This window comes from Thalassotalea fonticola (assembly GCF_032911225.1).
Lineage (GTDB): Bacteria > Pseudomonadota > Gammaproteobacteria > Enterobacterales > Alteromonadaceae > Thalassotalea_A > Thalassotalea_A fonticola.
This window is the reverse complement of sequence record NZ_CP136600.1, coordinates 2,697,033-2,721,985: the sequence shown is the minus strand read 5'-3', so window position 1 is coordinate 2,721,985 and position 24,953 is coordinate 2,697,033. Positions and strand designations below refer to the sequence as shown.

Sequence of the window (24,953 nt, the reverse complement as noted above, 5' to 3'; positions counted from 1 at the left end):
AGAAATAATATGAAAAAGCATTTGTTATTAAGTTTATTCTGCACCACAGCGATAACCCTGTCGGGGTGTTCTTCCACTGCTGAGCAGCCAAAAGAGGCAACAACCAAGCAAGAAGAGCCAAAAGATGTGCTTGATGATTCAATTAAAAGCGAAAAACAGGCAAAAACCAAACCACTGTCGCAAGTGCCGTTAGCGGTTCAGCAAGATATTATGCAACAAGGATTAGCGTCAGCGCGAGACTCTTTGATGGTAGAAAAGCGCATGGATATCGCTGCGAATCAAATACCAGCCAAAGATTTCTTTTCAGCAATTGTTAATGATAGTGATTACTCGATAGCTATACATCCAGATGTAGAAGGTGATATTACCTTAAATTTGAGCGAAGTAACGCTTTCAGAGATTTTAGATATTGTACAAGATATTTATGGTTTCGATATCAAGAAAACCAATAGAGTTATCCAAGTATACCCTGCTGGTATGCGCACCCAAACTATTGCCCTCGATTACCTATTTTTAAAACGTTCAGGTCTTTCATCCACTAGCGTTAATTCTGGTGGTGTCTCAAGTAATGATCCCAACTCTGGCAATAACAGCCAAGGCGGAAATAATAATTCAAACAATAGTGGCTCTTCTAATAATGGCAATTCTTCTAATAGTAATCGTCAAGGGAATAGTCAGGATCAGCGTAGCGGAATAAATATTTTTACCGAAAACGAATCTGATTATTGGTTAGAATTACAAGAAACTTTGCAAGCGTTAATCGGCACTGAAGGTGGGCGTACAGTAATTGTATCGCCACAAGCTGGCTTAATTACCGTAAAAGCCTTACCGAATGAAATTAAAGCCATTGAAGGTTTTATTACGCAATCACAAGAGCATTTACGCCGTCAGGTAATTATTGAAGCGAAAATATTAGAAGTTACCCTTAATGATGATTATCAACAAGGTATTTCATGGGCTGCTATAGGAGATGTAGACTCCGGTAATGTTGGCTTTAGCAGTACTGGTAATATCGCTGGAAATGGTATCTCATCAATAATTGGTGGCGGTGGTAATTTAGCTATCTCAGGTACTGACTTTTCGGGATTAATTACTTTGTTGTCAACGCAAGGTAAAGTGCAAGTTCTATCTAGCCCAAGAGTTACAGCAACAAACAACCAAAAAGCCGTAATAAAAGTTGGCGAAGATGAATATTTTGTTACCGAGGTATCAAGCACAACAATTACTGGGAATGCCACTACGGTTACTCCTGAAATTGAATTAACCCCTTTCTTTTCTGGTATTGCTTTAGATGTAACGCCACAAATCAACGAATCAGGCGAAGTAATATTGCATGTGCATCCATCGGTAACTGTAACGAGTGAACAGCTGAAAAGCTTAACCTTCAGCCAAGAAGATATTTTATTGCCATTAGCAAAATCTAGAGTTAGAGAATCGGATACTATCGTTAAAGCTAAATCGGGTGAAGTTATTGTCTTAGGCGGTTTAATTGAGTCGAGCAAATCTGAGATAGAATCGAAAACACCATTCTTAGGCGATATTCCATATTTAGGCGAACTGTTTACTAACCGTAGTGAGTCAATTGTTAAAAAAGAACTAGTAATTTTATTGAAGCCGGTAGTTATTGGCAAAGAAACTTGGCAAGACCAGATCAAAGAAGCACGTTCATTGTTGCAAAAATGGTTTCCTGAAAGCGAGTAACCAATGTATTTGTACCATTATGGGTTGTCAGAGTTACCGTTTACTTTGACCCCGAATACCAATTTCTATTTAGGGCTTCAACCGCATCATGAAGCCCTTGATGTATTGTTGGTAGCGCTAAAAAATGGTGAAGGATTTATCAAAGTTATCGGTGAAGTTGGTACTGGCAAAACATTAATATGCCGGAAGTTATTAAACGAGATTCCGGAGCATTTTGTTACCGCTTATATTCCTAATCCTTATTTGAAGCCAGATGAATTACGCCGGGCTTTAGCGGCCGAATTAGGAATAAAGCAAGCACAACGAATGAATGTAAATTTGCTCAGCGAACGCATCCAGAAACGTTTGTTGGAGTTACATGCAAGTGGCCATTCTGTAGTATTAATTCTTGATGAGGCACAGGCATTACCGGAAGAAAGTTTAGAAGCGTTGAGGTTATTTACTAACCTAGAAACTGAAACGCGTAAATTATTGCAGGTTGTACTGTTTGCGCAGCCTGAACTTGATCAGCGCTTAAATGAAAATAATTTTAGGCAGCTTAAACAACGCATAACATTTGCCTATCAATTAAGAACTATGAACCCTAGTGAAGTTCAATATTATATTGAGCATAGGTTGCGAATAGCGGGTCACAAAGGGCCGAATTTATTTTCAAATGCTTTATACAAACGCATCGCAAAAGTAAGTTGCGGTACACCTAGATTGGTGAATATTCTGTGTCATAAAATACTGATGCTATGTTATGGCCAAGGTAAATATGTTGCGAGTGCCAAAGATGTGTCATTAGCAATTAAAGATACAGAATCGGTTGATGAGCCCAGCTGTTTGGGGTGGCCTTTATTTTTAAGTGGGACAACAGTTATAACAATGATGAGTGCAGTTTATTTTGGGGTTTTACAATGAGCGTTATTAATGAAATGCTAAAAGATCTGGATAAACGTAAAGCTGATGAGCAAGCATTAACGACTGGTCAATATCAAAGTCGTGCAATAGCGAGGACTGCAAACAAAAGCTTAACGACAATTATTATTGCTGTAGTGATAACAGCCAGCATCTGTATTGCGGCTATGTATTTATTATTGCCCTATATGAATGCTGCTCCCTCAACACCAGCTACTATTGATAAAGCGTTAACTACAAGCAAAACGAAAGTTAAACAACAAGCCATTGCCACTGAAGTTGTTGTGCCTACCTCTAAGGTATTAACTGAACAGGTAACACCTAAAGTAATAAAAAGTACTACTGACATAGTAGCGAATGAATATGTGAATATAACTTCGACCGAAATTATCAACACGGCTCAGAAGCCTAAGGCTGTTATTGCAAAAGCAAAGCCTGTAGCAATCGTTGAAAGCAACGGTACTTCTATAGAAAAGCCTAAAGTTGATAAGTCGGTGAGAAAAGACTCATCTTTAGTGATATCCAAAGTTGAGTTAACTCCAGAACAATTATCGAATAAAAAGCTAAGTATTGCTAAACGAGCTTTAAAAAATGGTCAGTTAAAAAAAGCTGAATCTTTATTAGAAGAAGCCATTATTTTACAACCATATCATGTTGAAGCGCGCAAAGAATTAGCTGCTTTGTGGTTTGGTCGTAAGACTTATCAACCGGCAAAAAATTTATTAACCCAAGGTGTGGTGCTGTTACCTAACAATGAAGATTTTCGTTTAATGTTAGCGCGCATTTATTCTACCGAAGGTAATAATGAAAAAGCATTTAAAGTATTAAATGAGTTAGCAAGCAGTAACCTTCTAGAATATCAATTAGCATTAGCTTCAATGGCTTCACAAAGCGATCATCATAGCTCGGCAATTAATGCCTATAACAAGCTGTTAGTTATGCGCCCACAACAAAGTCGATGGTGGCTAGCCCTAGCCATTTCTTATGATAGTAATGAGCAATATCAACCTGCAACTTCAGCTTATCAAAAAGCGATTGCGCTTGGGCGACTGTCTAGCAATTCAGTGCAGTTTGCCAAACAACGACTTATAGAGTTGGGGGAATAATAATGGCAACACCAAAATTAAAATTAAAATTAAAATTACGATTAGGCGATTTACTCGTTGAAGAAAGTATTATCTCTGATGAGCAACTTGCCCATGCATTACAATTGCAAAATACCACTCATCGTAAATTAGGGGCTTCATTAATAGAGCTCGGATTTATTAGCGAACGACAGTTGCTACAGTTTTTAGCTAAGCAAATGAATTTGCCATTTATTGATATAACCCAGAGATTTATCGCACCCAATGTTGTTGGTCTGTTACCTGAAGTACATGCTCGTCGCTTACGAGCATTAGTGCTTGAATATGATGATGATACTGTTTTATTAGGGATGAGCGATCCGGCAGACCTTAATGCTTTAGATCAATTAGAAGTTTATCTTGCTCCTAGGGAATTAAAACTTGCAGCGGTTACTGAGTCTCAAATATTTAATGCCTTTGATAATTTATACAGACGCACCGCTGAAATAGAGTCTTTTGCCAGTCAGCTCGAAGAAGAATATGTTGATGCCAAAGAAATTGATTTTGCTGCTGACAGTGAATCCAGTGATGCTACTGTTGATAAACTGCTGCAATCAGTTTTTGAAGATGCGGTGCAAATGCGTGCATCTGATGTTCATATTGAGCCTGAAAAAGAGCGCTTAAGAATTCGACAACGTGTTGATGGCATTTTACAAGAAAGCATTATCAACCAGGCAAAAATTGCTAATGCCTTAGTGCTTAAATTAAAGCTTATGGCAAGCTTAGATATTTCTGAAAAACGTTTACCTCAAGATGGCCGTTTTCATTTGCGTATTAAAGGGCATGAAATAGACGTGCGAATGTCAACCATGCCAGTGCAATTTGGTGAGTCAGTGGTAATGCGCTTACTTGATCAAACCAGTGGTATTATTAAGCTGGAGCAAACTGGTTTACCTGATGACTTGATTAAACGTTTAAGATTACAAATAACCCGTTCCAACGGCATGGTATTAGTCACCGGACCGACAGGTTCAGGTAAAACAACGACACTTTATGCAGCGTTATCAGAGTTGAACAAGCCTGAAACTAAAATTATTACCGTTGAAGATCCTGTTGAGTATCGGTTGCCGCGAATTAACCAAGTGCAAGTGAGTGATAAAATAGAGTTAAGTTTTGCTCGTGTATTAAGAACTGCGCTTCGCCAAGATCCAGATGTATTAATGGTTGGCGAGATGCGTGACTCTGAAACTGTTGATATTGGTATGCGCGGCGCGCTAACCGGCCATATGGTACTTTCTACCTTACACACCAACGATGCGATTACTTCTGCTATTAGATTAATAGATATGGGCGCTCCAGGGTTTCTCGTGAGTAGTGCTTTGCGAGCAATAGTTGCACAAAGATTGGTGCGGCGCATTTGTCGAAGTTGTACTATTGAACATCAATTAGAGCTACAAGAAATTATTTGGCTGGAAAATTTAACGGGCAGTAAACCTAGTACTCAATTTTATAAAGGCAGCGGGTGTCAGTCTTGTAACTACAGTGGTTACCACGGAAGAGTTGGTGTATTTGAATTATTAGAATTAAATACAGCTATGATGGATGCATTGAAAAAAGAAGATACCGTAGAATTCAGTCAGGCAGCTAAGCAGAGTGAGGGTTATCGACCTTTAGCTCTTGCCGCCTATGATTATGCTGTGCAAGGTGTAACCACAGTAGATGAAGTATTACGTTTAACTGAAGTGATAGATATTAACTAACCCCAGGTTGAGGTTACATAATGGCAGTATTTCATTACATTGGCCGGAGCAGTCACGGCAAACAAGTTTCGGGCGCGATAGATGCGAGCTCAAGCACCGCTGTGGCTGAACAGTTAAGTAAGCAAAGTATTATCCCCATTACAATTAAAGCGGCAGCAACTGACGCTGAAGCATCCGACATTAACATGTCTGGCTGGCTGGTTTCAAAAAAAGTATCGCCAATCGATATGATCATGTTTTGTCGGCAAATGTATGCATTAATGCGCTCAGGCGTGCCTATATTGAGTGCAATGCGAGGTTTGGCTGATACCACTAAATCAAAAGCCTTAAAGGATGTGCTATTTGCTATTCATGAAAAACTAGAAAAAGGCTTTAGCTTGTCTTCTTCTATGGCGAACTATCCTTTGGTGTTCGGTAAACTGATGGTGTCAGTTGTACATGTTGGCGAAAATACCGGTCAACTTGATGAGTCATTTGCCAAACTTGCCCAGTATTTAGAGCGTGAAGAAGAAACCAAAAAAAATATAAAACAAGCAATGCGTTACCCGAGCTTCGTTGTTGTCGCTATTGTTATCGCTATGTTCATTTTAAATATTTGGGTAATTCCAATTTTTGCAGACATGTTTAAGCAGTTTCAAACGGAGCTGCCAATAACAACACAGTGGCTTATTGCCAGTTCGAATTTTTTTACCAATTATTGGTGGCTTATTTTAGCCATTATGTTTATCAGTGTGTTTTCCTTTAAACGCTATATTGCCACTGAAGACGGTTTGTATAGCTGGGATAAACGTAAAATAAAAATTCCCCTTGTCGGTGAAATCATTGAACGCTCCTTGTTAGCACGCTTTTCTCATAGTTTTTCGATAGTATTGCGCGCCGGAATTCCAATTACTGCTGGCTTAAGTTTAACTGCAGACGCCATTGGTAATAGCTTTATGAGTGACAAGGTTCGAAAAATGCGTCAAAGAGTAGAAACCGGAGATACGCTATTACGCACAGCCAAGGCAAGTGACCTTTTTACGCCGCTAGTTTTACAAATGATTTCAGTAGGTGAAGAAACCGGTAAAATTGACGAACTGCTTGAAGAAGTCGCAGAATATTATGAACGCGAAGTCGATTATGATTTGAAAACATTAACCGACAGAATCGAACCAATATTAATCAGTTTTATGGCTGGCTTGGTATTAATTCTCGCGCTTGGTATATTTACACCAATGTGGGACATGTATTCAGCAGTTCAGGGATAACTCAATATGAATTGTACAGTTCAAGGCTAAATAACAATGGCATTACGCAATGTTAGCCAAGTAAAAGTTTTACTTATCGTGGTCATTATTTTTATTTTGATGGCGACATTTTTAAGTTACTTTAAGAAAAATGAACAAGATTTATATAAAACAGCAATGGCTGCTGCTGCTGCTGATATAACCAGTAAAGTATTATTAATTCATTCGCAATGGTTCATGACAGGTAAGCCAAAAAGTGTTGAAATTAAAGAGCGATTACCAGGCTCTGATGAAACTTTTGTATTAAAGGCGTTTAAGGTTAATGAATTTGGTTGGCCAGATTTAATCTTGGATCATGATGCATGTCAGCGGATTTGGAACAGAATAACTGGTGCGGAAATGAAAATTTTAAATAAGCCGTTATTTGCAGTGGAGTTAAACAATAAGACTAAGCAAAAAACACGTATTTGTCGTTATCAATTGAATGAGCGAATGTATATCGAATACAATAGTTCAAATGGCAAAATAACCAATAAAAATTAGCAAGTTATTGAGATTTATGTTGCTTTAAACTCAATCTCTATTAAAGTTAGAATTATACACTCAGTTTGAGGGAATTATGAAAAACAACAAACTAAAATTAAATAAAGGTTTCACCTTAATCGAACTGGTTATCGTCGTGGTATTACTGGGTTTACTAGCCGTAACCGCAATACCTAAATTTATTGACTTAACCGAGCAAGCCCAACAGGCAAACATTGAAGGTATGGCAGGTGGTTTCGCGACCGGTGTTTCTCTGGCAAGAGCACAGTGGGAAGCTGAAGGTCGAACTAATGACGGCCAATATAATGTGGTTAACTATGATGGTAGTGATTTAATTTTGACTACTGAAAATCAAAATAATGGTGTTCGTCCAGGTTACCCAATCGGCCTTGAAGGCAATAACGATTCATTAGAATTGGCTGATTGTGTAGATATTTGGAATAACATTTTACAACAGCCTCCCTTGGTCACTAGCACTATAGGTGATTTAAATGGCGTTGATAGTGATAGTTTTAAATACTTCGCCATTGTCAGCGACGCCGGCCCTCTAAGTACTTGTGTCTATTTTCTAAAAGACACTTTAGTAAAGGCTGATGATCAATATGCAGCTCCTGCTGATGAAAATACCGGCAATAATTTTTCTTATCAGCCAGCGACGAGTTCAGTTGTTATAAATATTAACCAAAACTAGTCATCGTTAAGTACTAACTGTTACGCGATCGTTACAATTGACTACAACTAATGATTAACTTTTATTTTACAATAGCGTCATCAAATTAATTAATAAAGAATTTAAAATTAATCAAGGGGTTCACAATGAACAAGAATAAAGGCTTTACTCTAATTGAATTAGTCATCGTCATTGTAATACTCGGTATTTTAGCTGCAACGGCTGCGCCGAAGTTTATCGACTTAACTGGTGATGCGCGTGAATCAGTAATGGCAGGTTTAGAAGGTAGTATGCAATCTGCAGTAGAAATTTCACATGCAAAAGCATTAATTGAAGGTGAAACCGCAACATCAGGCGAAATTCAAATTGGTAGCGACTTTTATGCTCTGGCAAATGGTTGGCCAATTGCGGTAAGTGGTACAGGTGTAACAACAGATGGTTTTGGTATTAAAGATTTACTCGAAATAGATACAACTGCTGACACTGGCGATTTCGAAATTACCTCTGAATCTGGTAGTACGATTATTTTTACTCACCCTGATGCTGAAGATAAATTAACATGTATTGTTCAATTTGATAATGCAGTTGATGCAGAAACTCGACCTGATATTACAACTGATTTTTCCGGTTGTTAAAAACAAAATTAGCGAAAGCCGCGACTCATCATCGCGGTTTTTTTATGCCTAAATAAACCTGCTCGCATTTAGTCAAATATGTTTTAATTTCAATATGCTATAGTTTAAATAATAATTAAAAATTTAACTAAGTGTGTTTTGTATTGGTTGATTTTTCAACAAGGACGGCTTGTTTTTACGTAAATGCATTATCAAAAAAAAACTTATTTAGGTTTTACATTAATTGAATTGATTGTAGTCATACTGATCATCAGTATTGTGGCTATTTCTGTTGTACCTAAAATGATCGGTAGCAGTAATTTCGACTCCTTTATGTATCGCGATCAGATGATCTCTAGCTTACGGTTAATGCAACAGCAAAGCATGCAACAAACCGATAGCAATTCATGCCATCAAATTATCGTCAATAGTGATGGCTATGGGGCTTCTGCAAATTGTTCGACTAATACATTGATTCCTGACTGGGCTAATAAAAATACTGGCTTTGCGATTCCTATTGATTCGTCAGTGCAAATAACAGGAGTGAGCACTATTACCTTTGATTCTTGGGGCCGGGCGGCTGAATGTACCAGTGGCTGCACCATAGAATTAACCAATGATGACTCCGCTTTTCTATGTATCGAAAGCCAGGGCTATATCCATGACTGTTAAGTTGAAACCATCTAAATATCAGCAAGGGTTTACTCTTATTGAGCTTGTACTCGGTATGACCGTAATGGTTGTGGTTATTGGCTTTATGATGGTAGCAATGCTTCCGAAAGAGCAGGAAAGTGCCGATCAAATTCATTTAATACAAGCAACAGAATTGGCGCAATCCTTTGTTAATGAAATTACGGCTAAAGCATTTGACGAAAACTCTGATATGAGCGGAGGGTTAATCCGTTGCAATGAAACAGGCGGCTCAGCTTGTACTAGCAGTAATAGTCTTGGTGCAGAAGAATTAGTCCGTTCTTTGTATGATGATGTTGATGATTACGATGGATTAAATTCAAGCGTTAATGATCTGGAAGACTCATTAGGCAGTTCGATTGAGGATATTTATCATAATTTTCATGTTCAAGTAAGTGTGTATTATGATAATAATTATGACGGTATTGCAGACAGCTATGATGGCACTTTAGATAATAGTATTTTAGTAAAACTTATTACCATTACGGTTACAACCCCACTTGATACTCGCATCGCTTTTGCTGTATATAAGGCAAATATTGAATGAAAACGTCTACTGGTTTCACCTTGATAGAGTTAACATTAGTAATTGCTATACTAGGAATTATCAGTGTCGGCTTTATTGGTGTGATTAATATTGGAAGCAATGTTTATTCAAACGTGAGTAGTCGCGATACTCTTATTTCGAGTTCACGATTTGCGGTTGAGCGTTTAAACCGTGAAATTCGCAATGCCTTGCCTAACTCAATCCGAATTGCGGCTCTTGGTGATCGCCAATGTGTAGAGTTTGTTCCTATTGTGGCAAGTACTATTTATACTCAAGCCCCTATTTTTCCTGATGCTGCGCAAACATCCATCTCAGTAATACAATTTGGTAATGGTTACCTTGGCGATGATGATGATTTCGTGGTTATTTACCCATTAAACTCTAACGATGCTTACGATCCAAGTTTACAAAAACGTGCAGGCTTAAAGTCTATTGATACTTCTGTTAGTAATATATGGCAACTTGAGCTCGATTCAGCAGCGCAGTTTTCAGAAGAGTCGCCAACCGAACGATTATTTATAATTTCCTTACCTGTAAGTTACTGTGTTGCACAGAACAGGTTAATTCGTTACCAAAATTATGGTTTTAATATTACACAAGACCTGCTATCAACAGCAAACGGAGTATTGATGGCGGAATTTTTAAATGTAGATGAAGGATTACCATTCACCTATCAAGAAGATGTTCAAATGCGTAATGCTGTTGTACAAATAGACTTTAAATTTAGCCAAAATAATGAAAGCGTATATTTCAGTAATGGGGTGCATATAAACAATGTTCCTTAAAAATAATACATTAGCAATGAAGCAACACGGCAGTGCATTAACGATGGCCGTTTTTATGATTGTTATATTTAGCTTGCTCGGCGTAGTAATGTTAAAACTCATTTCTACTTCCAGTGAAAGTTTGTCTTATGAAGTTCTGGGGTTAAGGGCATATACTGCAGCCGATTCCGGTCTACAATGGGGGCTTCAGCAATTGTTTCCACTTTCTTCTGCTGTTATTGAGTGCGCTAATGTTGATTTTAACAATGTACCGACATTACAAGTAGAGGGACTAAATCAGTGCCAAATTGAAAGCTTACAATGTACCGATTTCGAAGAAGCCGGTACTCGATATTATACCCTGACGAGTACAGGTACTTGTAGTAGTGCAGAAGTGAGCACTAGTAGAACATTGCAAATTGATGCTAGGAGCTTATAGCTTTGACTTTTTTTAAAAAATTAAAAAGTACAGCAGCGGTTTACTTCTTAGCCTTAACTTTTATGTTGTTCATTCAAAATGTGCATGCCACATGTTCGCCTTATATTGGCGAAGTTACCATAAATGAAATCTACCGAATACCAGGTCAGGGTAATAATCCAACTACGGGTTTTATTGAAGTAAAAATTATAAACGAAGACCTCAATGCATTTCCTGTAAATACCTGGCAACTTTCACTTTGTGACAGCACTAATGATTGCGAATTAATTCCATTAACCAATGCCGAAAAACTTTGTGAAGATTGTCCTTGGACTTTTATTACTGAAGACGGTGTGCCCCCAAGCGAATATAATGCTGACTTGGTTGATTTCAATGATGGTTTTGATTTGCGACTTATTGATGAAAATGGAGCTAATGTCGATTACATAATGGTGAATGGTGTTGTTAATCAGTTTCCTGTAGCTGATTGCCCTTACCCGTATCCAAACCTAGCGTTATCAGATAATAGCACTAAATCAATTCACCGGATTGGCGATGGCACCGGTTTTTGGCTACCTGTAACATGTAATGCGGCCAAATGTAATACTCCAGGCAGTGGTAATGATGATGATAGCTTTCCTTATTTGCAAATAGATAGTGTTGATGTTACTCAAGGAGAAACTGCGACGCTAACAGTATCTATGGTTGATAAAAATGGCAGGGATACAACCTTTGATCAAATTGTTAGTTTTGATTTTAGAACGGAAGAGGGAACCGCGCTTGCTGATCAACACTTTATTTCTATAGTAGATACGTTTTATATACCGGTTGGCCAATCTAGCACTCAAGTTCAAATTGATACCATACTTATACCCGATCTAATTACGCGAAACCTTCAAGGTGTAGTCTTCGGTGCTTCTGCGGCGAATGTGGGCGTCGGCATCAGTGATATAACTATTCTACCAGCTACCATAAATGGTATTTATCAAATTAGGCATGATGGCCAAGGGTTAACGTGTGAAGCAGAGCCAATAGAAGTTATTGCTTGTACCGATGCCACCTGCTCAGCAATAAATACGTCAATAACTACCGATGTAATTTTAACTGTCAATGGCCTTGCTCAAACGATTAATATCGTTAATGGTGTCAGTGATAATGCCAGTATTGTCCATGTTGATGCTAACACTCCTGCGACGTTATCTCTGGCTGATGATTATGTTTGTTTAAATACAACAAACGGTTCTGACTCTTGTCAGATAAATTTTGCTGATGCTGGCTTTGTCCTGCAATCCTTGGACGCTTTATCATGTTCTAGTACACAAGTAACGATTAAAGCTGTGAAAAAAGATGAGCTAACTAAACAATGTGTAGGCGCATTAGTCGGTAATAAAAATATAAATTTCAACTTTAATTACGCAGCGCCAGTGTCTGGTTCATCAATACCAAGTATTAACGGCGAACAAATGGAACCAGCAGGTGTGGACAAGCCTTTTATTCTTAACTTTAATGCAAATAGTGAAGCGACGATAAATAATTTTAGTTATCTTGATGCCGGGCTTATTACTTTAAATGCTAGCTATATTGAACCCTCTGGTGAGCTTTCAGGATTGATATTAATGGGGAGTGAAAACATTTTATTTTACCCGGCAAAATTAAATGCGGTGGCGAGCACATTAAGCAACCTTCCGCTGGATGGAGTTAATAGTGAAAAAGCCGGTTTGCCTTTTAATTTAGGTGTGTCTGCACAATGTGCTGATGGCACTGTAACACCAAACTACATCCCATCTACCAATATTTCTATTGAAATTAATAGCAAACGATTAGCTCCTGTTGACCCTATATTAGGAGGCAATGGATCGATAACGTTTAATACTGGGACCCACATATCAGGGTTAACTGATAATTGGCGAAGTACAAATATTGAACCTTCAAACTTTGTACTCGGAAATTTTACTGATAATGCTGCAATTTATTCTGAAGTTGGAACGTTAACCGTTGAATTTAGAGATACAAATTATCAAGGGAAAGTTCTCACCGGAGATGTTGTGCCTGTGGGCAGGTTTACTCCTCATCATTTTGCCCAAATCTCTGAGCCTGATATTCAAGGAACGCTAACAACTTCTTGTAATGCCTTTGCTTACACAGGCCAAATGGTAACAAGCATGCCTTCATTAGGGGCAGTTAATTACCTAGTTAACCCACAATTACGCATTACGCCAAAAAATGCACAAGGGGTAACAACTAAAAACTATATTAATGAATTTATGATGTTGCCTTTATTGTCTGCAGATATAACAGATGAAGTTGATATAGATGTACCAACTACTGATGCCCAACAATTAGGACAGCTTGCTTTATTAGTCGATGTAAATGGCCAAATGAACAATGGTACCTTTATTGCGAAAACTACCGCGGTAGATTCTGGAGTTGTTAATTACCAATTTTCCAACTTGGATGATTTTGTGTATGTGCGCAACCAAAACTCATTGATTTCGGTGTTTACTGCACAGTTGGAATTTAATGTTAATGAAATAAAAGATCGTGACGGTACTTCGACAAATTACATAGATCTTAACGGAACAGCGATAGATGCTACTGAAAACACATCTGCTAGCGATATTGAAATACGATTTGCTCGTTGGCGTATTCAGAATAGTTTTGGACCTGAAACATCGAATTTAGCACAACCATTGCAACTGGAGTATTTTGATACAGATAATTATGTACTTTCTTCAGATGATAATTGCACTTCTGTTGATCAAGCTTTAATGAGTCTAAGCCGAATTACCGTAGATCCAACAGCCGTCATTGGAGGTAGCAGTCAATTTTCGAACGGTGAAAATCGCTTATTAGAAATAATGGCGCCAGGGGTTGGAAATCAAGGTGAAATGGCAGTAACTTACGATGTTTTTAATTGGTTTAAATTTGATTGGGCTGGTGACAATGATGGAAACTTTGATGAAAACCCCACTGCAGTTGCCACTTTTGGTCGTTTTAATACATCCGGTAGGATCATAAACAAACGAGAAATTGACAAAAATTAATATCAACTCACTCTCTTAAAATTGACTATCTCTTGGTAAAAGCTGCTATTTTATAAAAAAGCTGTATTTTTTGGCCATTTTTATAATTTTCACAATACATTTTCATTGTTACTGGGTTATTATATCTGCTAATAATTCACCCAAAAAATTGACTTTTGGAAGAAATTGAAAAATATCCGTTCACATATAAAGTGAACTGGAATAAAACAAATAATATGAAAAATTAAGCGATAGGATCTTTCTCCCAATGTTCAAAATTTTACGTGGCGTGTTCTCTAATGATTTATCAATCGATTTAGGAACAGCCAACACTCTTATTTATGTTAAAGATCAAGGTATTGTTCTTGACGAGCCTTCCGTGGTTGCTATTCGCCAAGATAGAACCGGTGGCAATAAAAGCGTAGCGGCAGTAGGTACTGCAGCAAAGCAAATGCTTGGTCGTACACCGGGTAACATTGAAGCCATTCGTCCAATGAAAGACGGTGTTATTGCCAATTTTTTTGTTACTGAAAAAATGCTTCAACACTTTATTAAGCAGGTACACTCAAATAACTTCTTACGTCCAAGCCCTCGTGTATTGGTTTGTGTTCCTTGTGGTTCTACGCAAGTAGAGCGTAGAGCTATTAAAGAGTCGGCACTAGGCGCTGGTGCACGTGATGTTTATTTAATTGATGAACCTATGGCCGCAGCTATTGGTGCAGACTTACCGGTATCTGCTGCAACAGGTTCTATGGTTGTTGATATTGGCGGCGGTACGACTGAAGTTGGTATTATTTCTTTAAACGGCCTGGTTTATTCGTCTTCGGTACGTATTGGTGGTGATAAGTTTGACGATGCCATTATTAACTACGTACGTCGTAACTTTGGTAGTTTAATTGGTGAAGCAACTGCTGAACGCATTAAACAGGAAATCGGTAGTGCTTACCCTGGTGAGTCGTTAGTTGAAATTGAAGTTCGTGGCCGTAACCTTGCAGAAGGTGTACCAAGAAGCTTTACTTTAAATAGCAATGAAATTTTAGAAGCATTACAAGAACCGCTTTCAGGCATTGTTAGTGCAATAATGGTGGCACTTGAACAAGCTCCACCAGAGTTAGCATCTGATATTTCAGAGCGCGGTATGGTTTTAACCGGTGGTGGTGCCTTACTAAAAGATTTAGATCGTTTGCTCGCAGAAGAAACAGGTATTCCGGTAATTGTTGCCGATGATCCTCTTACCTGTGTTGCTCGTGGCGGCGGTAAAGCCCTAGAGATGATTGATATGCACGGCGGCGACTTATTTGCTTACGAATAAGAGCGTGAGAACAGTTATTTAACAATATAAACAACAGGCAGCTTAAGCTGCCTTTGCGATTTTTATGACCCCTATTTTTTTAGATGGATATTCTAGTCACAGGCGAATTTTATTAGCGCTTGTTTTGTCCTGTGTATTTATCTATTGCGATCATAAGTTAGCGAGTTTTGAAGTAGCTAGAGGTTACTTGCAATCGCTCGTTAGTCCATTACAGTATTTAGCGAACACACCTAAAAAAGTAATGGATTATGCCTCCGAGAATATCGTTTCACGTAAGCAGTTAATGAATGATAACGAGCGCTTACAAATGAATGAATTACTGTTAAATGAAAAGTTATTACAGCTTGATATTTTGCAGCAAGAAAACGACCGATTACGTAAGCTACTTGCTTCGCCGTTACGCAGTGATTACAAAAAGAAAGTAGCCGAAATCCTTGCTGTTGATAGTGACCCTTATTCACAGCAAGTAGTAATCAACCGAGGGTTATCAGATGGTATTTACGAAGGTCAGCCCGTCATTGATGAAACTGGCGTTGTAGGACAGGTACTGCATGTCGGTGTAAGTAATTCTCGTGTTTTGCTAATGACGGATATCACTCATGCTATCCCACTTAGGGTGCACCGCAATGGCATACGGGTTATTGCTAAAGGTATAGGTAGTGTCAGCCAAATGGAAGTGAATCATATTCCAAATTCTACCGATATTAAAGTGGGCGACCTATTAGTAACTTCCGGTTTAGGTGGTAAATTTCCAGAAGGGTACCCAGTAGCTCGCGTTTCTTATGTATCTGAAAATCCAAATAAGGAATTTGCTCGCATTAAGATAACACCGCTTGTAGAAATGAATCGATTACGTTATTTGTTACTTATTTGGCCCAATCAACAAGGCAGTAAGTTGCAACCATCAGCGCCAATAAAAGATAAGGTAAGCGATGAAGGCTAGAAATAATAACTTTGTAATCTTGGTTACCATTATCATCTCGTTAATGCTGACCATTATGCCGATGCCTATTGGTGCTGATGCATTTAGACCCAATTGGGCCTTGCTAGTTACCGCATATTGGAGCTTGGCTTTACCTAATCGAGTTAATGTCATATTTGCCTGGCTGGTTGGCTTTATTATTGATGTTTTGCTTGGTTCCGTACTGGGCATCAATGCATTTGCAACGGCTTTAGTTGTTTATGTAACAGTTAATAATTTTCAAAAGATTCGTAATTTTTCTCTATGGCAACAGTCTCTGATAATCGGCTTGTTAACCGCTTTGTATCATTTGATTATTTTTTGGATTCAACGCTTTATTTTAGATGTAGATTTTTCTATTAGCTATTTAAAACCAGTAATAACGACAGCAGTTATTTGGCCTGTGGTGTTTTTATTATTAAGAAAAGTTCGCCGTCAATTACAGGTGCATTAAGTGTTATATTTAGCTTCAAAATCACCGCGTCGACAAGAGTTACTTAATCAAATTGCTGAACAATTTGAATTAGTTGCAGCTGACGTCAATGAAATTGCTCTAGCTGACGAAACGCCTAAACAGTTCGTGCTGAGAATGGCGATAGAGAAAGCGCAAGCAGGTTTGAAAAATGTTGTAACAATTAACTCAAATGATTGGGTGCTTGGCTCAGATACAATAGTAGTTAATGACGATGTCATTCTGGGTAAGCCTAAAGAATTTAATGATTGTCAGCAAATGCTGTCTGCCTTGTCAGATAAAAAACATCAGGTAATGACAGCCATCGCCCTGATGAATAACGATACAGTATTATCAGAAGTAGTTATTACCGATGTTATGTTTAGAGCAATTGATGAAGATGAAATTCAACGTTATTGGCAATCGGGTGAGCCCCAAGATAAAGCGGGGAGTTATGGTATTCAAGGGCTTGCTGGAAAATTCGTGAAACGTATTGAAGGCAGCTATTCTTCTGTAGTCGGTCTGCCTTTATTTGAAACCGAGCAGCTTTTGTTATCGGCAAAAGCACGGTCAAAAAATTTAACTAACAAAGGTGCTAAATGAGCGGTGAATTATTAATTAACGTTTCTCCTAGTGAAACTCGTGTTGCACTAATCGAAAATGGCACGTTACAAGAAGTTCATATTGAACGAAACTTAAAACGTGGAATTGTTGGTAACATCTATTTAGGCAAAGTCATTCGAGTGTTACCCGGTATGCAAGCTGCCTTTGTCGATATTGGCTTAGATAAAGCTGCTTTTTTACATGCATCAGATATCCGCACAAAATTAATTACTAATAATGATACCAATGAACATGAAGTTCCTGACATTCGTACTTTAGTACATGAAGGGCAGCATATTATGGTGCAAGTGGTAAAAGATCCTTTAGGCACGAAAGGTGCTCGCTTAACCACTGATTTAACCATTGCTTCACGATATTTAGTTATGATGCCAAATTCAAACCATGCAGGGGTTTCACAACGTATTGAAGATGAGCAAGAGCGCGCTCGTTTAAAGAAAATAGTCGTGCCATATTGCGACGAGCAAAGTGGCTTTATTGTTAGAACTGTTGCCGAAGGTGCCGGCGAGGAAGAGTTAGCTCATGATGCTGAGTTTTTGCGTAGAGTCTGGAAGAAAGTACTCGAGCGTAAACAACGTAAACAAACTGATTTGGCACTATATCAAGATATATACCTGGCATGCCGTATTATTCGTGACTTTGTCGGCAGCGGGCTTGAGCGTATCCGAGTAGATTCTCGTTTAACCTTTGACGAGCTTATTGAGTTTACGGATGAATTCGTACCTGAAATTAAACCTATCATTGAATACTATCCCGGTGAACGACCAATCTTCGATTTATTTGATGTGGAAAATGAAATTCAAAGAGCATTAAAGCGCAAGGTTGAATTAAAATCGGGCGGTTCATTAATCATTGATCAAACTGAAGCGATGACTACAGTTGATATAAATACCGGTGCTTTTGTTGGTCATCGAAATTTAGAAGAAACAATATTTAATACTAACATTGAAGCAACGCAAGCAATTGCAAGGCAGTTAAGATTGAGAAATCTGGGTGGTATTATCATCGTTGATTTTATCGACATGTCTAACACTGAGCATCAAAAAAGGGTATTGCATTCTTTAGATGTTGCCATGGCAAAAGATAAAGTGAAATACAGTATTAGTAATTTTTCATCACTGGGGCTGGTAGAAATGACTCGTAAACGAACACGAGAATCATTAGAGCATATTCTCTGTGGAGAGTGCCCTGTATGTGATGGTCGTGGAAATTTAAAAACCGTTGAGACCGTAGGTTTTGAAATTTTAAGAGAAATTGTGCGGGTGAATCGCGCCTATGATGCAGATAAATTTATTGTTTATGCTTCTCCAAAAGTTAGTGAGTCTTTAAATGATGATGAGTTGCATCATTTAGCCGAGTTAGAAATGTTTATTGGTAAACATATAAAAGTTCAAACCGAAACTATGTATAGCCAAGAGCAATTTGATGTGGTGATGATGTAGTGAAAAAAACGTTTTGGGCATATATAAATACTTGGCTAATTCGCCTCTATAAAATACTGGCAGTAATGTTAGTGCTTTTAGCTGTTTTGCTAACTGCTGCTCGTGTTTTTTTACCTCATGCACATACATTCAAAAGTAATCTTGAAGAATATATTAATAGTGTTTACCAAGGCGACTTTGAAATAGGTGAGTTATCTGCTGGTTGGCATAAATTTGGACCAACGCTAGTGGTCAAAAATGTGATCCTTTCTGATTCCGAAGCACTACAAGTAGAGATTAACGAAATAGATATAGGTTTAGATTTTTGGGATTCCATAAGGGCGCAGAAACTAAAAGCAAATAACTTCACCCTTGTTGGCGTTTTTATTCATATTGATCAAACGATTCTTGCTGAAGCCAATGAGAGTGAGGCGAGTAGCCAGCAAACTGATATTGACGCCATTTCCGACCTCATACTTAACCAATTCAAACGCTTTACGGTTTTAGACAGTAAAATTTTCATCAAAACGGTAAGTCGTGAGCGTACGATTTTATTAAACAAGCTTGCTTGGCACAATGATGGTGAAAAACATAAAGGTATAGGTAAATTTGAAATTGAAGGTCTATCGAGTAATAGCGCTAAGTTAATTATCGAGCTTAATGGCGATAAGCGAGAAAACCTCAATGGGCAAATATATATAGAAGGCAATAATATTAACCTTGCTACTTGGGTTGATAAATACTTAAAAGATAAAGCCGATCAATTCAGTACAAAAGTTAACTTTCGTTCTTGGGTGAATATAGGTAATGGTTTCCTTACCGATATTCATATTAATTTAGGTGAAAATGTATTTGCTTGGGACAGTTATCAGCAACAGCACACATTAAGGATCCCGCAAGGTGAAGTAAGTCTTTACCGAGATGGTAAGTCGGCAAATTATTCTCTGCAAACTAGTAACATTGAAATCCTGTTTAATGAGACCCCATGGGCAGAATTTAAGGTACAAGCCAACAGTAATCAAAAAGAAACCATAACTAATATTTCCGGCGTATCTTTAGATAATTTATGGCAATTGTTCCCAATATTAAAAGACAACATTAGCGAGTTAGAGAAATACGCAAGCTTGCAAATAAGTGGCGACTTGACCGATATTCAAATACGCTCAAGAGCCGAGAAACTACAACTTGCTTTAAATCTTGATAATGTTGGCTGGGGGGCCGCCAATGGCATCCCCGGAATTGAAAGTTTAACTGGCCAAGTACTTTTTGATAGTGACAAAATTCAACTTGATATAAGTGCACAAAATAATGAAATTGATTTTGATGGTGGCTTCTCCAGACCAATCCCATTTAATTACTTAAAGGCAAGAATAAATGCTAACTGGGATGATAACTTTTGGAAGTTAGCGGTTAGTGATGTTTACTTAACTTCAGATGAAATTACTGTAAACGCTAACGTTCAATACTTACAAGAACAAGATGAAAGTGGGCTGCTTAGCTTATATGCATTTGCTGATCAAGGTGATGCCAGTAAAGCGCAATATTACTTGCCTTTACCCGTAATGAGTGAAAGCTTAGTTGATTATTTAACCGCAGCCATTTTTCATGGCGAGGTTAAACAAGCGGGAGTGTTATTTAATGGCCCGGTGGCAACCTTCCCATTTGTTGATAATAGCGGTATTTTTATTGTTGATGCTGATCTAGAGCAGGCTAAGTATCAATTTGAGCGATCTTGGCCAGCAATTGAAAAAGCCCATTTAAACCTTAACTTCACTAATGATTCAATGTTGATCACCGCTTACGATGGTGATCTTATGGGGGTTCAAACCAAAGACGTTGAGGTTGCTATTGGCACATTTAGTGGTGAATCAATATTAACGGTACGTAGCCCAGTTAATACTGAAGTCACAAATATTACTAATTTAATGCTTGCCAGCCCTCTAGCGGGAAGCGTTGGTGAGACCTTAACCCTAATAAACCCAGAAGGCACAGTTAGCGGTAATTTCTCACTAGATTTACCTTTAGCTGATACTGAAAAGGTTGTCGCTAAAGGCATCGTAAATTTTGTCGAAAATAAAGTTTTTTTACAAGCCCCTGAAATGGATTTTACTCAAGTAAATGGTCAGTTAAGTTTCACCAATGAATTAATTTCTACTAAAGATATCACCTTGAATTGGCGTGGGTTACCGATAAGTTTGGCTGTTGATGGGCGAATTGAGGATGATTTTTATCAGGTCGAAATTGATTTACTGGCTAAATGGCAAAAGCAAAACTATGATGCTCAAATACCTGAAAACTTACAATCTTATGTAAATGGCGAGCTAGATTGGCAAGGCAAGCTCTCATTATTTATTCCTGAAAATGGCGAACTTAGTTATGATTTGAGTTTAGACTCAAATTTAGAAAATACTGGCTTGTCTTTACCTGAACCTTATTTTAAACCTAGGCAAAAGCAAGCACAGTTAACTGCAACGGTTAAAGGTAATGCCAATAAATCAACAATAGAAGCTGCTTTAGATGATAATTTACGGTTTTTTGGTGAACTGGACCATCAAAAAGTTGCTTTTTTGCGAACTCAATTGGTGTTAGGTAAAGAACAAATGTTATTGCCAACCGCAGGCTTTCATATTACTACCGACCTCGAAAGCATCGAATATCAGCCGTGGCATGAATTTATTTTTGATATCATCAACTCTTTACCTGATAGCTCAAACTCAGATCCTAGCTCGACAAGTAATGAAGAAAAATTGAGTTTTTTACAAGCGCCAGAGCGAATTAGAGGTAACGTACAAAGTGTCGACTTTTTCGGTCAGAAGTTAACTGATGTAGATTTCAATTTATTGTATAAAGAGCAATGGTGGCTGTTACAATTAAATGCTGAGCAAGCACGTAGTAGAATGAAGTTTTTCCATGATTTTAAGCGTGAAGGTCTTGAAATTGACGCCGACTTTATTCATTTAACTGACCTAGCAGCAACAGACGCAGAACATGATAGTGAGGTAACTGAATCGTCAATAATTCCTGCGGACATCCCTAAAATAAAATTTAATTGTGATAGTTGTAAGTATCAACAGTTTGACTTTGGCAAAGTTATATTTGATTTGGAAAATACTAACCCTTCGTTGGTTACTTTGCGTGCCTTCTCGGCAAAACGTAAAAATGCTGATTTAGCTCTGGCTGGTACTTGGCAAAAAGATGGCGAGCAAGATAAAACTACAATTTCTGGAACAATTAATATTGAAGATGTTGAAAAAGAAATCAAAAAGTTTGATATGGAATCCGGCATTAAAGACAGTGGTTTAAAAAGTAGCGTTGACATTCATTGGCAGGGTGGGCCGCACGAATTTAACTTAGCCAGCTTAAATGGCAAATACAAATTTAAATTTGATGATGGTTACTTAGCCGATGTTAGTGATAAGGGAGCTAGATTGTTATCGATTTTCAGCTTCCAATCCTTGGTTCGAAAACTTACCTTAGACTTTAGGGATATATTCTCAGAAGGTATGTTTTATGACGATATCAAAGGCACTATAAATTTGGTTGATGGTGTTGCTTATACTGGTAATACTAAAATGAATGGTGCGGCAGGAAACCTGACAGTTAAAGGCAACACAAATTTAGTAAATAATCAGCTTGATTATAAAATGTCGTTTGCACCAAAAGTAACGTCAAGCTTGCCGATTATTGTTGGCTGGTTGGTTAATCCATTAATGGGGGCGGCTATTATGGTAGCTGATGAGGCTATTCAAAAAGCGGAAGTTATTTCGGTTATCAATTTTGAGCTTACCGGCACCGCAGATGAGCCTATTTTCAAAGAAGTTGATCGGAAAAGTCGAGATGTCAGTGTCGGTAAAAGCAAGCCTGATCAGGTTAAGCCTGAGCAAGAAAAGCCTCAATTAAATGAACCAGTTCTTGAAAACAATCCGCAATCTAATGATATTGAAAGTGCATCTAAGAAGGAAATAGGAACTGAAAATGGCTAGACTTAGTGCAATTCAATTACAGTCCGTTCCAGATGTAGTAGCAAATTTAGCGAATATAAAAAAAACTTTATCAAGCTTGCCAGAATCAGATGAGCACTTAGTTGTACTACCTGAAGCGTGTTTATACTTTGGTGGACAAGATGGTAAACAAATTGAGTTTGCAGAGCCATTAGGTAATGGTTTTATGCAGCAGCAATTGGCACAGTTAGCAACGCAATTTAATGTTTATTTGCTTGCTGGGACTATTCCTATACAATCGCAACAAGAAGATAAATTTACGGCAAGTAGCTTATTATTTTCTCCAGAGGGAGAGCTACTTAACGATTATCAAAAAATTCATTTATTTGACGTTGATGTTGCTGATAATGAAAAAAGTTACCGCGAATCAAAACTTACTCAAGGTGGTGAAAAGCTATCACTGTCTTCCTTGCCAAGCTTTAATTTAGGCATGACAGTGTGTTATGACTTACGCTTTCCAGAGTTATTCAGAGCACTTACCATTGCAGGTGCAGATGTTATTTGTGTGCCAAGTGCATTTACAAAAGTAACTGGCAAGGCACATTGGCAGCCCTTATTACAAGCAAGGGCAATTGAAAACCAGGTGTATATCGTTGCTGCAGACCAAGAAGGTGTGCATTTAAATGGAAGACAGACCTATGGTCATTCGATGATTATTAACCCTTGGGGGGAAATAATCGCCATGCAAGCTGATGGTGCAGGTTATGTTAGCGCCGAATTTGATCGGCAATTAATTAATAAAATTAGGGCGGATATACCAGTGTCGCGCCATAATAAATTTTCAGTAAAACTGAATTAAATATAAAAGAACACGGACTTTAAAATGAATCTTGTTGAACAAGAACTATTACATTCTAGCCAGCTTGGCCAGGAAGAATTAAGTAAAACCTTATCTCATATTTGCACTCGTGATATTGACTATGCCGATTTATACTTTCAATCATCAAGCCATGAGTCTTGGATGCTTGAAGATGGCATCGTTAAAGAAGGCTCGTATAATATTGAACGTGGTGTTGGCGTAAGAGCGATTAGTGGTGAAAAAACTGGTTTTGCTTACTCTGATGATATTAATAGCAATGCATTATTAAAGGCTGCATCGGCTGCACGCGGAATTGTGCAAGCAAATAAAAACCAAACCATTAAGGTGTTTGTTCCGCAACCTATTACTGAGCTTTATAGTGAAGTTGACCCACTTTCGACGTTAACACAAGAACAAAAAATAAACCTACTTCATGAAGTTGAAGCAATCGCACGTGCTCAAGACAGCCGTGTTCAGCAAGTGATAGTCAGCTTATCAGGCGTTTATGAAAAGGTTTTAGTGGCAGCAAGTGACGGAACTTATGCGACTGATATTCGCCCATTGGTACGATTAAACTGTTCAGTTTTGGTTGAAGCTAATGGCGTACGTGAACGGGGTAATTCCGGCGGTGGAGCTCGTACTGGTTACAGCTACTTCTTTGAATTGGAAGGTACTAAACCTCGTTACCATGCATATGCTGAAGAGGCCGTTAGGCAGGCTTTGGTTAACTTAGTTGCCATAGACGCGCCAGCAGGAATGCTACCTGTAGTACTAGGCGCCGGTTGGCCTGGTGTATTATTACATGAAGCTGTAGGACACGGGTTAGAGGGCGATTTTAACCGTAAAGGCTCTTCTGCATTTTCAGGCAAGATTGGTCAACAGGTTGCGTCCAAGCATTGTACTATCGTTGATGACGGCACTATCGCTAATCGTCGTGGCTCAGTTGCTATCGACGATGAGGGCACGCCTGGACAATACAATGTATTGATTGAAAAGGGTATATTAAAAGGCTATATGCAAGATAAGCATAATGCGTATTTAATGGGGGTAAAACCTACCGGTAATGGCCGTCGTGAATCTTACGCTCATTTACCATTACCACGTATGACAAATACTTACATGCTTGCAGGAGAGCATTCACCAGAAGATATTATTAAGTCAGTAAAAAAAGGTATTTACGCACCGAACTTTGCTGGCGGGCAAGTTGATATCACTTCCGGTAAATTTGTGTTTACTACTGCGGAAGCTTATTTAATTGAAAATGGCGAAATAACCTCGCCGGTAAAAGGCGCTACGTTAATTGGCAGTGGTCCAGAAGCTATGCAACAGGTAAGCATGGTTGGCAACGACTTAGCTCTAGATAGCGGCGTTGGAGTTTGTGGCAAAGATGGTCAAAGTATCCCCGTAGGTGTTGGTCAGCCAACCTTGAAGGTAGATGAAATGACCATTGGTGGTACCCAGTAATCA

21 protein-coding genes are annotated in these 24,953 nt (G+C 38.3%); all 21 read left to right on the top strand.

The window, feature by feature from the left end; translation table 11 throughout:
• Window positions 1-9: 9 nt before the first annotated feature.
• The 21 genes from mshL to tldD all read left to right on the top strand — a co-directional run bounded on the left by mshL (window position 10) and on the right by tldD (window position 24,950).
• Window positions 10-1,701, top strand: coding sequence for a pilus (MSHA type) biogenesis protein MshL (gene mshL, locus RI844_RS10955; protein ID WP_348394717.1), 1,692 nt, complete (start codon window positions 10-12; stop codon window positions 1,699-1,701).
• A gap of 3 nt (window positions 1,702-1,704) precedes the next feature.
• Entirely contained in the window at window positions 1,705-2,604 is a 900-nt protein-coding gene (locus tag RI844_RS10950; protein WP_348394716.1) for an ExeA family protein, read from the top strand.
• Window positions 2,601-3,707: a tetratricopeptide repeat protein gene (locus tag RI844_RS10945; protein ID WP_348394715.1), complete on the top strand. Its 1,107-nt coding sequence runs from the start codon at window positions 2,601-2,603 to the stop codon at window positions 3,705-3,707. Before RI844_RS10950 ends, RI844_RS10945 begins: the two co-directional genes overlap by 4 nt.
• A gap of 2 nt (window positions 3,708-3,709) precedes the next feature.
• Window positions 3,710-5,425, top strand: a complete 1,716-nt coding sequence (locus tag RI844_RS10940) for a GspE/PulE family protein (RefSeq protein WP_348394714.1) — start codon at window positions 3,710-3,712, stop codon at window positions 5,423-5,425.
• A 20-nt stretch (window positions 5,426-5,445) separates the two neighbouring features.
• Entirely contained in the window at window positions 5,446-6,672 is a 1,227-nt protein-coding gene (locus RI844_RS10935; RefSeq protein ID WP_348394713.1) for a type II secretion system F family protein, read from the top strand.
• A gap of 36 nt (window positions 6,673-6,708) precedes the next feature.
• Window positions 6,709-7,194, top strand: coding sequence for a hypothetical protein (locus RI844_RS10930; RefSeq protein ID WP_348394712.1), 486 nt, complete (start codon window positions 6,709-6,711; stop codon window positions 7,192-7,194).
• Window positions 7,195-7,270: 76 nt separating this feature from the next.
• Entirely contained in the window at window positions 7,271-7,885 is a 615-nt protein-coding gene (locus RI844_RS10925; RefSeq protein ID WP_348394711.1) for a prepilin-type N-terminal cleavage/methylation domain-containing protein, read from the top strand.
• Window positions 7,886-8,010: 125 nt separating this feature from the next.
• Window positions 8,011-8,499 (top strand): type II secretion system protein, encoded by a 489-nt coding sequence (locus RI844_RS10920; RefSeq protein WP_348394710.1) that lies wholly within the window; start codon window positions 8,011-8,013, stop codon window positions 8,497-8,499.
• Window positions 8,500-8,682: 183 nt separating this feature from the next.
• Entirely contained in the window at window positions 8,683-9,150 is a 468-nt protein-coding gene (locus tag RI844_RS10915) for a prepilin-type N-terminal cleavage/methylation domain-containing protein (RefSeq protein ID WP_348394709.1), read from the top strand.
• On the top strand, window positions 9,140-9,715 hold the full coding sequence (locus RI844_RS10910) for a prepilin-type N-terminal cleavage/methylation domain-containing protein (protein WP_348394708.1): 576 nt from the start codon (window positions 9,140-9,142) through the stop codon (window positions 9,713-9,715). The genes RI844_RS10915 and RI844_RS10910 overlap by 11 nt, the downstream gene beginning before the upstream one ends.
• Entirely contained in the window at window positions 9,712-10,500 is a 789-nt protein-coding gene (locus tag RI844_RS10905) for a PilW family protein (protein ID WP_348394707.1), read from the top strand. Before RI844_RS10910 ends, RI844_RS10905 begins: the two co-directional genes overlap by 4 nt.
• Complete coding sequence (locus tag RI844_RS10900) at window positions 10,490-10,918, top strand: type II secretory pathway component (protein ID WP_348394706.1); 429 nt, start codon at window positions 10,490-10,492, stop codon at window positions 10,916-10,918. The genes RI844_RS10905 and RI844_RS10900 overlap by 11 nt, the downstream gene beginning before the upstream one ends.
• Window positions 10,919-10,920: 2 nt before the next feature.
• Window positions 10,921-13,941, top strand: a complete 3,021-nt coding sequence (locus RI844_RS10895) for a DUF6701 domain-containing protein (protein ID WP_348394705.1) — start codon at window positions 10,921-10,923, stop codon at window positions 13,939-13,941.
• Window positions 13,942-14,188: 247 nt separating this feature from the next.
• On the top strand, window positions 14,189-15,232 hold the full coding sequence (locus RI844_RS10890) for a rod shape-determining protein (protein WP_348394704.1): 1,044 nt from the start codon (window positions 14,189-14,191) through the stop codon (window positions 15,230-15,232).
• Window positions 15,233-15,296: 64 nt separating this feature from the next.
• Window positions 15,297-16,175, top strand: a complete 879-nt coding sequence (gene mreC / locus RI844_RS10885) for a rod shape-determining protein MreC (protein ID WP_348394703.1) — start codon at window positions 15,297-15,299, stop codon at window positions 16,173-16,175.
• Window positions 16,165-16,647 carry a rod shape-determining protein MreD gene (gene mreD, locus RI844_RS10880; RefSeq protein WP_348394702.1) on the top strand — a complete coding sequence of 161 codons (483 nt, stop codon included), beginning with the start codon at window positions 16,165-16,167 and terminating at the stop codon, window positions 16,645-16,647. The genes mreC and mreD overlap by 11 nt, the downstream gene beginning before the upstream one ends.
• Window positions 16,648-17,247: a Maf family protein gene (locus RI844_RS10875; protein WP_348394701.1), complete on the top strand. Its 600-nt coding sequence runs from the start codon at window positions 16,648-16,650 to the stop codon at window positions 17,245-17,247.
• Window positions 17,244-18,707 carry a ribonuclease G gene (gene rng, locus RI844_RS10870; protein ID WP_348394700.1) on the top strand — a complete coding sequence of 488 codons (1,464 nt, stop codon included), beginning with the start codon at window positions 17,244-17,246 and terminating at the stop codon, window positions 18,705-18,707. Before RI844_RS10875 ends, rng begins: the two co-directional genes overlap by 4 nt.
• Window positions 18,707-22,669: a YhdP family protein gene (locus RI844_RS10865; protein ID WP_348394699.1), complete on the top strand. Its 3,963-nt coding sequence runs from the start codon at window positions 18,707-18,709 to the stop codon at window positions 22,667-22,669. The genes rng and RI844_RS10865 overlap by 1 nt, the downstream gene beginning before the upstream one ends.
• Window positions 22,662-23,486 (top strand): carbon-nitrogen hydrolase family protein, encoded by an 825-nt coding sequence (locus tag RI844_RS10860; protein ID WP_348394698.1) that lies wholly within the window; start codon window positions 22,662-22,664, stop codon window positions 23,484-23,486. The genes RI844_RS10865 and RI844_RS10860 overlap by 8 nt, the downstream gene beginning before the upstream one ends.
• A gap of 24 nt (window positions 23,487-23,510) precedes the next feature.
• Complete coding sequence (gene tldD / locus RI844_RS10855; protein ID WP_348394697.1) at window positions 23,511-24,950, top strand: metalloprotease TldD; 1,440 nt, start codon at window positions 23,511-23,513, stop codon at window positions 24,948-24,950.
• The last annotated feature ends 3 nt before the right edge of the window (window positions 24,951-24,953 follow it).